Annotated in this window: 11 protein-coding genes and 1 tRNA gene; 11 read left to right on the top strand and 1 reads right to left on the bottom strand. The window is 37.6% G+C overall.

Annotation, left to right across the window (positions count from 1 at the left end; translation table 11 throughout):
- Position 1: 1 nt before the first annotated feature.
- The 11 genes from QGN23_RS08890 to QGN23_RS08840 all read left to right on the top strand — a co-directional run bounded on the left by QGN23_RS08890 (position 2) and on the right by QGN23_RS08840 (position 11,014).
- Positions 2 to 2,488, top strand: coding sequence for a polysaccharide biosynthesis tyrosine autokinase (locus tag QGN23_RS08890; RefSeq protein ID WP_282903972.1), 2,487 nt, complete (start codon positions 2 to 4; stop codon positions 2,486 to 2,488).
- Positions 2,489 to 2,643: 155 nt separating this feature from the next.
- The gene (gene porG / locus QGN23_RS08885; RefSeq protein ID WP_282903971.1) at positions 2,644 to 3,564 is read left to right on the top strand and encodes a type IX secretion system protein PorG; all 921 of its coding nucleotides are present in this window, start codon (positions 2,644 to 2,646) and stop codon (positions 3,562 to 3,564) included.
- Between the two features lie 3 nt (positions 3,565 to 3,567).
- Entirely contained in the window at positions 3,568 to 4,320 is a 753-nt protein-coding gene (locus tag QGN23_RS08880) for an isoprenyl transferase (protein ID WP_282903970.1), read from the top strand.
- 28 nt (positions 4,321 to 4,348) lie between these two features.
- Entirely contained in the window at positions 4,349 to 6,886 is a 2,538-nt protein-coding gene (locus QGN23_RS08875; protein ID WP_282903969.1) for a BamA/OMP85 family outer membrane protein, read from the top strand.
- Positions 6,887 to 6,897: 11 nt separating this feature from the next.
- Positions 6,898 to 7,509, top strand: coding sequence for an OmpH family outer membrane protein (locus QGN23_RS08870; RefSeq protein ID WP_282903968.1), 612 nt, complete (start codon positions 6,898 to 6,900; stop codon positions 7,507 to 7,509).
- A 71-nt stretch (positions 7,510 to 7,580) separates the two neighbouring features.
- Positions 7,581 to 8,075, top strand: coding sequence for an OmpH family outer membrane protein (locus QGN23_RS08865; protein ID WP_282903967.1), 495 nt, complete (start codon positions 7,581 to 7,583; stop codon positions 8,073 to 8,075).
- A 62-nt stretch (positions 8,076 to 8,137) separates the two neighbouring features.
- A complete protein-coding gene (locus QGN23_RS08860; RefSeq protein WP_282903966.1) occupies positions 8,138 to 8,626 on the top strand; it encodes an acyl-CoA thioesterase in 489 nt (162 codons plus the stop codon).
- Complete coding sequence (gene rfbD, locus QGN23_RS08855; RefSeq protein WP_282903965.1) at positions 8,626 to 9,495, top strand: dTDP-4-dehydrorhamnose reductase; 870 nt, start codon at positions 8,626 to 8,628, stop codon at positions 9,493 to 9,495. The genes QGN23_RS08860 and rfbD overlap by 1 nt, the downstream gene beginning before the upstream one ends.
- Positions 9,492 to 10,169 carry a hypothetical protein gene (locus QGN23_RS08850; RefSeq protein WP_282903964.1) on the top strand — a complete coding sequence of 226 codons (678 nt, stop codon included), beginning with the start codon at positions 9,492 to 9,494 and terminating at the stop codon, positions 10,167 to 10,169. The genes rfbD and QGN23_RS08850 overlap by 4 nt, the downstream gene beginning before the upstream one ends.
- Positions 10,170 to 10,184: 15 nt before the next feature.
- Positions 10,185 to 10,904: a bacillithiol biosynthesis deacetylase BshB1 gene (bshB1, locus tag QGN23_RS08845; protein WP_282903963.1), complete on the top strand. Its 720-nt coding sequence runs from the start codon at positions 10,185 to 10,187 to the stop codon at positions 10,902 to 10,904.
- 34 nt (positions 10,905 to 10,938) lie between these two features.
- A tRNA-His gene (locus tag QGN23_RS08840) sits at positions 10,939 to 11,014 on the top strand.
- A gap of 341 nt (positions 11,015 to 11,355) precedes the next feature.
- Here the strand turns inward: QGN23_RS08840 and QGN23_RS08835 are convergent.
- A complete protein-coding gene (locus QGN23_RS08835; RefSeq protein ID WP_282903962.1) occupies positions 11,356 to 11,691 on the bottom strand; it encodes a DUF3276 family protein in 336 nt (111 codons plus the stop codon).
- Positions 11,692 to 11,741 lie beyond the last annotated feature (50 nt).

Genomic DNA, 11,741 nt, shown 5'->3' with positions numbered 1-11,741 from the left:
GATGATTCCCGGAAAAGAAAATACAGGTGAGACTGCAGTCCATGATAAAATCGGGTCATTTGCAATTTTTGATATCGAACATTTTATCCGAAAAGTACTGAGAAACTGGTACTGGTTTTTTCTGATGGCTGCTTTAGGATATGGGATTTCGGTGGTATACAGCAAGTATTACGCACAGCGGGTTTATGCCTCAAATCTGTCTTTAAGTATCTCCAATAATTCAGCAAGTTATTTCACTCCCAATCAGTCGATTAATTTCATCTGGGGACAAACCGGTAATCAGGATGGAGTATATCTGAAAAAGATGTTGCTTTCCAGATCACACAATGAGTATTTGGTAAAACAACTTGACTTGTACGCTAATTACACAACAAAAGGGCTCATCAAACAAACCTACCTTGATAAATATGATTCACCGGTTTTCTTTGAGATTGATAAATCATATCCCCAACAGGTAAATTATCCCATAACAATTATTCCTAAAGGAAGAGATCAGTTTGAAATTGAATTGCCAAAGGAAGGCGAATCGAATTCGGTGTATTCCTACGAAACAGAGGGTTTCAAAACCATACCGAAATACCAAAGACCGGCAAATAAAATCATCGCGCTGAATCAGTGGTACACGTCGCCGAATCTTAAATTCAAATTGGTGAAAAACCCACATCCAAGCGAAATTGTATTCGACAATATTATCGTATCGCTGACCACGGTTAATAGTGCGGTTAATAATTTGGTGAGCACCATTACCGTTGACTTCGATAAAGAAATCAATACCATCATGATCATCGGTAAAAAAGGATTTAACCTGAATGGTACGGTTAATTTTCTCAATACATCGGTTGATGAACTTCAGAAAAAAAGATTAATCGACAGAAATGTCGTCGATAAAAATACCGAAAAGTATCTGCTGGATAACCTCGGCAATATCCGTAAAAAATTAGATTCCAGCGCGACGGTTTTAAACCACATGAAAGTTTCAGAAGGGTTGTATAACATCAAGGATCGGGACGAGAAATCATTAGAAAATATAAAAAATCTTGATGCCAGGAAAGCGGATTTCCTCACAAGGATCCATTCTTTAAACAGTATTAAAAATTCTTTGGAATCGCAGAATTTGGATCGGATGATCAGTACCAATACTGCCGGAGTAGAAGATGGTGTTTTCAACGCAACGGTTTCAGAACTGAAAGCCTTATATACAAAGCGGCGGGAACTTGCCTTGATCTATACACCAAATTCGGAGCCGATGCGGGAAATTAACCGATTGATTAATGAAGCGAAAACAAATTCCAACGGGTCGCTCCGAAACTATTATAATACCTATCTTAATGAAATTTCGAAAATAGACCGTGAAATCGCCAGAGCAAATATTGATCTGGTCTCGTACCCCGAAAAAGAACGCAGGTACATGGATGCCGAAAGAGGATATAACATGATTGAAGCGACTTATAACACGCTGCTTAACAAGCAAAATGAGACGCAGATCAGAGTTGCTACCAATAAATCCGATATCAATGTGATCGATCCTGCTAAAAATCTGGGACAAGGACCTATCGCACCGGATATTGCCAAAACCACCTACACCATTATCGGCGGACTGCTGGTTTTGCCTTTGCTTATTTTGGGTCTCGGACAACTGCTGGACAGCAGAATAAGAAATATCAAAGAATTATTGCAGGCGACAAAAATCCCGCTTTTAGGTGTTATTGGGAGAAGCAATCATGATAATAATCTGACCGTTTTAGAACAGCCCCGGTCTTCCATTTCCGAAGCGTTCCGGGGAATCAGAGCGAATCTTAGATTTTTACACAAAGAAGATAATCAGTCCAAAGTTATTCTGGTAACCTCATCAATCGGCGGCGAAGGAAAAACGTATGTTTCGATTAATATTGCTTCTGTAATGGCTTTAAGTGGCAAGAAAACAATTCTTTTGGGCATGGATCTAAGAAAGCCTAAAATTTTTGGCGATTTTAAAATTAATAACCACTACGGAATCTCTAACTACTTAACTGGCGAAGTGGAAATGGATAAAATCATTAACAAAACTTCTATCCCGGATCTTGATGTGGCGACCTCGGGCCCGATTCCGCCAAATCCGTCCGAACTTTTAATGAGTAAGCGCAATATTGAATTTATAAAAGAATTAAGAAATCACTATGATTTTATTGTTATCGATTCGCCACCGGTAGGCTTGGTTGCAGATTCTTTTGAACTGATGCAGCTCGCAGATGCCAGTATTTATGTTGTAAGACACGAATATACGGAAAAGCACATGGTGAAAATGATTACAGAAAAGTATCATCACCATGAAGTACAGAACCTTGGTTTGGTTTACAACGATTATCAGGCGGACAATACTTACGGTTACGGCTATGGTTACGGCTACGGTTATGGCTATGGTTACTTCGAAGAAGATGCTCATTATGAGGAGCCAACCCTGATCAGAATTAGAAATAAAATTAATAAGATAATAGGAAAAACTAAATAAATAAACCTTTCTGTTTAGAGGGTTATTGAGTTGTAAAATCATAAAAACTAAAATCCATCGTTTTCAAATAAAGAAATTATGCTTTTTTGAGGTTATTTAACTAAAAATTAAGAATTTCCTTACGGTAAAAATGTTTTATATTTGCAAAATTATTTATGAAAATTGATGTACAGTCATTCATGCAGAAAAAAGTGATCTACACGCTCATCGCATTGTTTTTTATTTCAGTTGGCTACAAAGGTCAGCGTCATGAAGTAGGAGTGCAACTGGGGATGAGTAATTTGGTTGGGGATATCGGGCGGACCAATTATATTTTACAGAAACCTGTATTTAGTAATATTGCCGATTACGGGATTCCCTTCTATGGAGGTATACTTTACCGGATGAATTTTAATCCTTATCAAACGGTAAGGTTAAATTTAGGCTACAGTCATATTCAGTTTATTGATGCTCTAGCAAAGGAACAATACCGGCGAAACAGAAAGCTGTGGGGAACCAATTCAATTGTAGAGGCAGACCTGGTTTTCGAGTATAATTTTTTTCCGGTAAATGATGAGCAGAAGAGTTTATTAAGTCCGTACATTTTCGGAGGTCTGGGAGCCATGCTTGCCAATACCCCACAACTGATTGTAGAAAATGATTTTAACAGAACGTCTGGAGCGGCCAAGGCACCGGATCCAAATAATCCTAATGATTTTGTAACCAATACAACTTACAGTTCAGGAAAGAAATTAACCATGGCTATTCCTTTTGGAGTGGGCTTGAAATATAAATTTAATTATAACTGGGCTTTATTTGGTGAGTTCATGTTTAGGCCTACATTTTCAGACGCTGTTGATTATAGTGTGATTGATGAAAAAAGTGTAAAAGTAACTTATAATAAAGATATTTTAGCAGCAGGAAGTAGTAGCAAGTCTCTTTTGCAGGAAGCTCCTTATAGGGAAATTGCAGAAGCCAGAGTAGCTGAAATTCTTAAAGCCAGACAAATAGGAAATATTAATTCTAAAGATTGGGTGAACTCCGTTTCAATAGGTTTAAGTTATTCATTCGGTAGACCACCATGTTATTGTGATTAAAAAATGCAGTCGATAAAAGAAAAATTAAATCCGGATCATCTCCCAAAACATGTTGCCATCATTATGGATGGGAACGGCAGATGGGCAAAATCCCGCGGGAAGGAAAGAACCTTCGGGCACAAGCACGCGATCCAGGCAGTGAGAAATGCAGTGAATGCGTGTAACGAAATTAATATTCCTTACCTTACACTCTACACCTTTTCTTCTGAGAATTGGAACAGGCCTCAGGATGAGGTGAGCACGCTGATGAGTTTGATCTCTGAAACGCTGCTTTTGGAAGCAGAAGATATATTTAGCAAAGGTCTGCGAATGCACATCATTGGCGATATTAAAAAACTGCCGCCATTGGTTCAGGAGCAATTAATGCAACTGGTAGAAATCACCAAAAATAATGATCGGGGAAATCTTATTTTGGCTTTAAGCTATGGTTCACAGAAGGAGATTTTGAATGCCGTAAAGCAGATAAGTGCCGAGGTGAAAAGTGGTCAGCTAAATGCGGAAGATATCACCGAAGAAGTTTTTGAAAATCATTTATATACCAAAGATTTGCCGCCAGTTGATTTATTAATCAGAACCAGTGGCGAAGTGAGAATCAGTAACTTTCTGCTCTGGCAAATAGCTTATGCAGAACTGCAGTTTTTAGATATTCTTTGGCCGGATTTCGGTAAAGAAGATTTCTTCAAATGCATTTATGATTATCAGAACAAAGAAAGACGATTCGGTAAAACAAGCGAGCAGCTTGACGAACAAATATAGAAATAAGAAATAGTTAGCAAGATAAAAAATGAAGTTTAAATTCTTACCCATCATCATGTTTGTGGCATCAGCCCATTTTTATGGACAGATTACGCCCCAGCAACCCACCCAGGAAAACAATCCTGTTCACGCTCAAGACGAAGCCGGAACTTATATCCTGAAAGACATTGTCGTAGATGGTGTAAAAAAATATACGCCCGCTCAGATTTTAAGATTTACAGGTCTTAATAAAAACGAGAGCGTAGAAATTCCTGGTCAAAAAATCAGCAACGCGATTAAAAAACTTTGGGAAACTCAGTCTTTTTCGGAAGTCGAAGTATATGTCGAAAGCATCGAAGGTGACCAGGTCGTTTTGCGTTTTAATCTTCAGGATTTAAAAGATCTGGGAGAAGTTAAATTTAAAGGCAAAGGAATTGGAAAATCGAAAAGTGAAAAACTGGCGAAAGACAATAACCTGAAGCCGGGAACAAAAATCACTCAGAATTTAGTGTCAACGCTTAAAACCAATATCCCGCAAGAGTATATTAAAAAAGGGTTTGCCGATGCTAAAGTGACGATCCAAGACCAGGTAAACGCAGGCGATCCTAATTTGGTAGATTGGACAATCACTGTTGATAAAGGCAGAAAAATTAAAATCAGCCATATCGAATTTGAAGGCAACGAAAGCGTTTCTGATAATAAACTTCGCAAGAACGGATTTAAAGATACCAAACAAAAAAGTTTGAGTATCAAAGGAATTCTAAAACCTTCTAAATTCATCCAGGAAAAATATGAAGATGATAAAGGTAACTTGATCAACTATTACCGATCTTTAGGTTTCCGAGATGCACAAATCGTTTCTGATTCCGTGTGGAGAAATCAAAAAGATCAGTTTGAAATTAACGTAAAACTTGCCGAAGGTAAAAAATACTATATCGGAGATGTTAATTTCTTAGGAAATACCGCATTCTCTACCGATTATTTACAAAAAATATTGGGTTACAAAACAGGCGATATTTATGACGCTGTTGGGTTCAACAAAAAAGTTGGCGAAGACGGTGGTAAAGAAGATGATTCTGACATCAAGTCCATTTACATGAATAATGGCTATCTGTTCTCTAATGTAACCCCAATTGAAAAATCTGTAAAAGGAGATTCCATTAACCTTGAAATTAGAATTAATGAAGGTGAAAAAGCAACCTGGAACCGTGTCACCTGGAGTGGAAATACCACAACACATGACCACGTAATTCTTCGTTCATTAAGAACCAAACCGGGAAGTTTATTTGCTAAAAGCGATATAAAAAGAACTTATTTTGACTTGGCAGGAATGCAGTTTTTTGATCCACAGCAAGTGGGTCAGCAAATTACACCAAACCCACAGGATAATACGGTAGATGTACACTGGACTTTAGTGGAAAAAGGTTCATCGCAGGTTCAGCTGCAGGCCGGGTATGGTGGAGGTTCATTTATCGGAACTTTAGGACTTACTTTTAATAACTTCTCACTGAAAAACTTTTTGAAATTTAAAGATTTCAAACCTGTTCCACAGGGAGACGGACAAACTTTATCTATTCAGGCGCAGGCAGGGCAGTTCTTCCAGAATTATGGAATTTCATTTACCGAACCATGGTTATTTGGAACAAAACCTACTGCGTTATCAGTCGGAGTTAATCAGTCTTTAGTCCGTTATTCAGATCAGTTTGGAGCGACCCAAAAATTAAATATTTTCTCGGCAAGTGCCGGTTTAAACAGACTGTTAAGATGGCCGGATGATTATTTCTCTTTGTACACTGGGATTCAGTATCAGAGTTATGATTTCCAAAACTATCCTTTTCAGTTCGGGAATACGACCGAATATTACGGATCTGCGAAGAATTTTAGTTTGAATATTGGATTAAGCAGAAACTCTGCTGGTTTAGATCCAATATTCCCGACTCAAGGGTCGAATATTGAAGCATCTGTGAAATTTACGCCGCCATATTCACTCTTTAGCAATAAAGATTATTCAAGTATGGCAGCGATTGACAAGTATAAATGGTTAGAGTTTTATAAAGTTAAAATGAAAGCCGATATTTATAATACCGTTGTAGGGAAAATGGTGTTAAGAAGTACCGCTGAAATGGGATTCTTAAACGGATATAATAAAGAACTGGGAGCGCCGCCATTTGAGAGATTCTACGTCGGAGGAACCGGACTTTTCGGAGGAAGATATGACGGAAGAGAATTGGTGCCGCTTCGTGGATATGAAAATGCTTCTTCCACAGGAGGAACCATCGATGATGTTACGCCTTACGGTGGAGCAACCATTTATAACAGATTTGCTTTGGAATTGCGTTACCCGATATCAATGAATCAAACCGCGAAGATTTATGCACTTTCTTTCTTAGAAGGAGGAAATGCGTATAACTCGTTCGGAAGTTATAATCCTTTCCAGTTGAAGCGTTCTGCCGGTGTAGGTATTAGAGTTTATATGGGAGCTTTCGGATTGATCGGATTTGATTTCGCGTACGGATTTGATAAAACTCTTATGGGAACTGAGCCTTCAGGTTGGAAAACACACTTCCTGATGAACCAGTCATTATAAATTTAGTAAAAATGAAAAAGTTTCTATTGTTATTCATTCCTCTTCTGTGTTTTGCAGCCTTTGCAAATGCCCAGAAAATCGGAGTTGTTGATACGGATTACATTCTCAGTAAATTGCCTCAGTACAAAGAAGCAGAAACGCGGTTGAATGAGCAGATTACCAATTGGCAAAATGAAATTCAAACTTTGCAGACAGAATTTGAAAAGAAAAAAACAACCCTTGAAAATGAAAAAGTTCTTCTCATCGGTGATCAGTTAAAACTTCGTCAAAAAGAAGTTGATGATTTGGATAAGAAGATTAAAGGAATGATCAATAATCGTTTCGGGTCGATGGGAGAAATCAATAATGCGAGATCGAACTTGACCAAGCCGTTTCAGGATCTCATTTGGGGAGCAATCAAGACTGTTTCAGAGAAAAATACTTTGGGCATAGTTCTTGATAAAAGCAATAACATCAGTGTGATTTTTCTTGATAAAAGATATGATTATACAGATAAAGTGTTAGATTTGCTGCTGAAAAATTCCCCCGCGAAAAATACAGAAACTGAGGCTAAGCCAGCGAAAAGAAATCTGATGGAGGAGAGAACTGAAAAGATAAGAGTAATGAAAGCCAAAGGTAATTAAAGCTTTAGGTAAAGAAGCAAAACAATAAAAGTAATTAACAAACCAAACTATAAATTTATTTAACCTCAATTATGAAAAAATTAAGTGTATTATTTGCAGCAGTAATGATGTTTGCAACCGTAGGAGTTGCAAAAGCGCAGAAAGTTGCAAGTATGGATTATGAAGCTGTATTAGCTGTAATGCCAGAAACTAAGAAAATGACGACTGATCTGGAAACTTTTAGTAAAACTAAAGGTGATGAAATAAATAAGCAAGCAGAAGCATTTCAAAAAGAAGTTCAACAATATCAAGCTGAAGGAGCTAAATTGAGCGAAGCCCAAAGACAGGCTAAAGAAGGTGAACTTCAGAAAAAACAACAAAACCTACAGCAGATTCAAACTACTGCTCAAAGCGATTTAGCGCAAAAAAGAGACACCGCGATTAAGCCAATTATCGAAAAATTGAACAAAGCAGTAGAAAAAGTAGCTAAAGCAAACGGTTATGAGTTTATTATTGATGCAGGTGCATTGATTTATAAAGGTGGACCAGACGCGACCGCTGCAGTAAAGAAAGAATTAGGACTTTAAGAGATTATTTTATTATCCTAAACCATCCCATTTATCCGGGATGGTTTTTTTAATTTTGTACCATGCAAAAAGAAATTTCAAATCTGTCAAAAATTCGGTTTAGCGACTGTGATCCGATCGGCCATCTCAATAATGTGAAATATTTGGAATACATGCTCAACGCCAGAGAAGATCATGTAGAAGCCGGTTATGGATTTACCTATGAAGAATATACCAGAAGAACCGGTTGTACCTGGATTACGATTCAAAATGAAATCGCCTATTTAAAAGAAGTTCGGTATAATGCAAAAGTCCTTATTTCCAGCAAAACCATTGAAGTGGGTGACCGTCTTTCCAAAGTTGAAATTTTAATGAAAAGTGCAGACGGTAAAACCATTCACTGTCTTTTGTGGGTGACCGTGATTTATTTCAATATGAAAACACGGAAATCTGATGTACATCCGGAAGATACCAGACGGCTATTTGAAAAGTTTCTGGTCGATTTAGAAGAAAAAGACTTCAAAAGTCGCGCATCCTATTTTAGAAAACAAAACAAAAAGGCAAATCTATAATGAAGAAAATACTTGTAATTGGCAGCAATGGACAATTAGGAAACTGTTTTAAAAAATTAGCACCAGATTTTGAAAATCAGTTTGAATTCAGATTCGCTGACTCTCAAGAATTAAATATTACCGACCAAGGTGCAGTTGAAGATTTTTTTGAAGACTATAAACCTGATTTTTGTATTAATGCTGCGGCTTATACGGCAGTAGATTTAGCTGAGAAAGAAGCTGAAAAAGCTTTTGCAGTGAATGCTGACGGAGTCGCAAATGTAGCACAAGCCTGTAAAACATCGAGAACTGTTTTGATTCATTTTTCGACCGATTATGTTTTTGATGGTGAAAGCAATATTTCTTACTCAGAAGATAATTTCACCAATCCACAAGGGGTTTACGGAGCTTCTAAACTGAAGGGTGAAGAACTTGCGCTTGAGAATAATCCGAGAACAATTGTGATCAGAACTTCCTGGCTGTATTCTGAGTTTAATAAAAACTTTGTAAAAACGATGTTGAATCTCTTTTCAACGAAAGATGAATTGGGAATTGTTGCAGATCAGTTTGGCCAGCCGACGAATGCGAATGATTTAGCAGAAGCTGTGATGAAAATTATTCTGTCAGATCCGAAAATTTTCGGGATCTTCCAGTTTTCAAATTATCCCGAAACCAATTGGTTTGAATTTGCCTCTAAGATTGCGGAATTTTCAAACTCCGGGATTAAACTGAAAGCCATTACCACCGAAGAATTTCCAACGCCTGCGAAACGGCCGAAACGGAGCACGATGGCTTTGGACAAAATAGAAAAGGTGTACCGGATCGAACCCATTCACTGGGAACATTCCCTACAAGATTGTATCGAAACTTTAGCAACAACTCACGAATGAAAAAATTCCTCTTTTTATATTTAATAACTTTGTCACCGTTCTTTTTTGCACAAAATGTGGTGCTGAACAAAGTGGTAAAATCTCATCCTAACGGTGATAAGGTTTTTTATAAAATAAATCCCCAGTCGACTCCTTCAGAATATTTGGGAGAAGTTGAAGTTCAGGGCTTTTCAGATAACGACGCCAACGTATTTGGCATGATCTATAAAAAAGCAAAAGAGATCGGAGCGAACGCTTTTTCCTACCAGCCTTTTGAAGAGATTGACGGAACTTTATCTAAATTCAATCCGATTCATTACAAATTAAGTCTGTATTATGTTTCAGCTTCAGATTTTCCTAAAGAAGACAACATGGTGTATTTTATTTCATCGCCTTATACCAAACAAACTATTTCCATTAATAATAAAAAAATGGTTTTTGAACCAAGGACTTATACCGAATTAAAATTGGCGCCGGGAGAAGTTTATACCATATCGACCCGGAAACTTTTAGGATCCAGTATAAAAATTGGAGCGCAGCAAAACCAACCGGTTCAATATTTCCAACTTTCCGGTCTTTCAGTAAATTCGAATGAAAACGGAAAACCGGGAATTAATTTGAAATCCGGAGATATCATCAGACTCGAGCGATCTTACGGACAGTTTTTGACCACCATCTATCAGAATTTTAAATAATGATATTCTAGCGATATGAAAGTAGATATTTTAGCAATAGGAGCGCATCCTGACGATGTAGAATTGGGATGCGGCGGAACTTTAGCAAAACTGATTTCAGAAGGTAAAACGGTTGCTATCGTTGATTTAACCGAAGGTGAACTCGGAACTCGTGGAACCAATATCACGAGAGCAGAGGAAGCTGGAAACGCCTCAAAGATTTTGGGGATTTCTCACCGTACGAATCTGAAAATGAAAGATGGTTTTCTTTTGAATACAGAAGAGTACCAAATGCAGATTGTGAAAATGATCCGTAAATTTCAGCCTGAAATCGTATTGGCCAATGCCATCGACGACCGGCATCCAGATCATGCCAAAGCAGCAAAATTGGTTTCTGACGCTTGTTTTCTTTCAGGGCTCGTCAAAATAGAAACCAGTTTAGAAAATGAAAATCAGAAAGCGTGGCGCCCGAAACATATTTTCCATTATATTCAGTGGAAGCATATTACGCCGGATTTCGTGGTTGATATTTCAGATTTCATGCCGAAGAAAATGGAAGCCTGTCTTGCTTTCAAAACCCAGTTTTACGATCCGAATTCGGATGAGCCGATGACACCGATTGCTTCCAAAGACTTCCTGGAAAGCCTCACTTACCGGGCTCAGGACTTGGGTCGGCTCTCCGGAGTGGCCTTTGCAGAGGGATTTACCACAGAAAAGTTGATTGCTTTCAAAAATTTTGACGGAATAATTTTGTAGTATATCGAAAAGTATTATATTTGCAACCTCAAACGGTGATTGTAGCTCAGTTGGTTAGAGCGCCGGATTGTGGTTCCGGAGGTCGGGGGTTCGAGACCCCTCATTCACCCAAGTTAAAACGCATTGATTATCAATGCGTTTTTTCGTTTATGGTCTTTTCCGTCTTTTCCTTTCTATGGTGACCAAACCGCAACCATCTTCCCGGCAACCCCTACTGTATGCTGACCTTATACTGGCTGTATGCTGACTTTTGTGGTCATTTCACTTTTATGAAATGCAGTGCAGATCTGGCACTTACTTTACAGCTTCTGCAGGTCTAGATGGATTTCAGGCACTTGACATTCTTCAAAATTAAATATTTCTATTTTTCTCTCCTTTGGGTTTGATCCATTAGAATCAAAAAAAGCATTTAATTGTAATTAAATGCTTTTTTTCTTTTATCGAAGTCTGATTAAATTTCTTCGTCTGATTCAATCGTAAATGATTTCGTTTTGAAATCCTTGTCGTGTCTTTCAGAAATTACATCTTCGCCTTTTTGACCGATGATGAAATCTGTTGAATCTTTAAACATTTCTTCGAAACTTTTAAAATCTTCTTTGTACAGATAAATTTTATGTTTTTCGAATGTTGCTTCTCCATTTTCACCAAAGTTCTTTTTGCTTTCGGTAATCGTTAAATAATAATCTCCCGCTTTGGTTTCTCGCACATCAAAGAAATAAGTTCTTCTTCCTGCCTTCAATACCTTGGTGAAAATTTCATTTTCATGGCGTTCCTTGTAATCACTCATTTGTAGCTATTTTTCAAATCTTGTGTAACAAATATAAAAGATTTCTTTTA

The organism is Chryseobacterium gotjawalense, assembly GCF_030012525.1.
Classification (GTDB): Bacteria; Bacteroidota; Bacteroidia; order Flavobacteriales; family Weeksellaceae; genus Kaistella; species Kaistella gotjawalense.
The sequence above is the reverse complement of the archived record's forward strand: the minus strand, read 5'-3'. Positions and strand labels throughout refer to the sequence as shown.

Excerpts from the sequence above, each read along its gene's own strand:
- QGN23_RS08890 (WP_282903972.1), top strand. The coding sequence starts at position 2 with ATGATTCCCGGAAAAGAAAATACAGGTGAGACTGCAGTCCATGATAAA.
- rfbD (WP_282903965.1), top strand. The coding sequence starts at position 8,626 with ATGAAGAAAATACTTGTAATTGGCAGCAATGGACAATTAGGAAACTGT.
- QGN23_RS08835 (WP_282903962.1), bottom strand. The coding sequence starts at position 11,691 with ATGAGTGATTACAAGGAACGCCATGAAAATGAAATTTTCACCAAGGTA.
- QGN23_RS08865 (WP_282903967.1), top strand. The coding sequence starts at position 7,581 with ATGAAAAAATTAAGTGTATTATTTGCAGCAGTAATGATGTTTGCAACC.
- QGN23_RS08875 (WP_282903969.1), top strand. The coding sequence starts at position 4,349 with ATGAAGTTTAAATTCTTACCCATCATCATGTTTGTGGCATCAGCCCAT.
- porG (WP_282903971.1), top strand. The coding sequence starts at position 2,644 with ATGAAAATTGATGTACAGTCATTCATGCAGAAAAAAGTGATCTACACG.
- QGN23_RS08870 (WP_282903968.1), top strand. The coding sequence starts at position 6,898 with ATGAAAAAGTTTCTATTGTTATTCATTCCTCTTCTGTGTTTTGCAGCC.
- QGN23_RS08850 (WP_282903964.1), top strand. The coding sequence starts at position 9,492 with ATGAAAAAATTCCTCTTTTTATATTTAATAACTTTGTCACCGTTCTTT.
- bshB1 (WP_282903963.1), top strand. The coding sequence starts at position 10,185 with ATGAAAGTAGATATTTTAGCAATAGGAGCGCATCCTGACGATGTAGAA.
- QGN23_RS08880 (WP_282903970.1), top strand. The coding sequence starts at position 3,568 with ATGCAGTCGATAAAAGAAAAATTAAATCCGGATCATCTCCCAAAACAT.
- QGN23_RS08860 (WP_282903966.1), top strand. The coding sequence starts at position 8,138 with ATGCAAAAAGAAATTTCAAATCTGTCAAAAATTCGGTTTAGCGACTGT.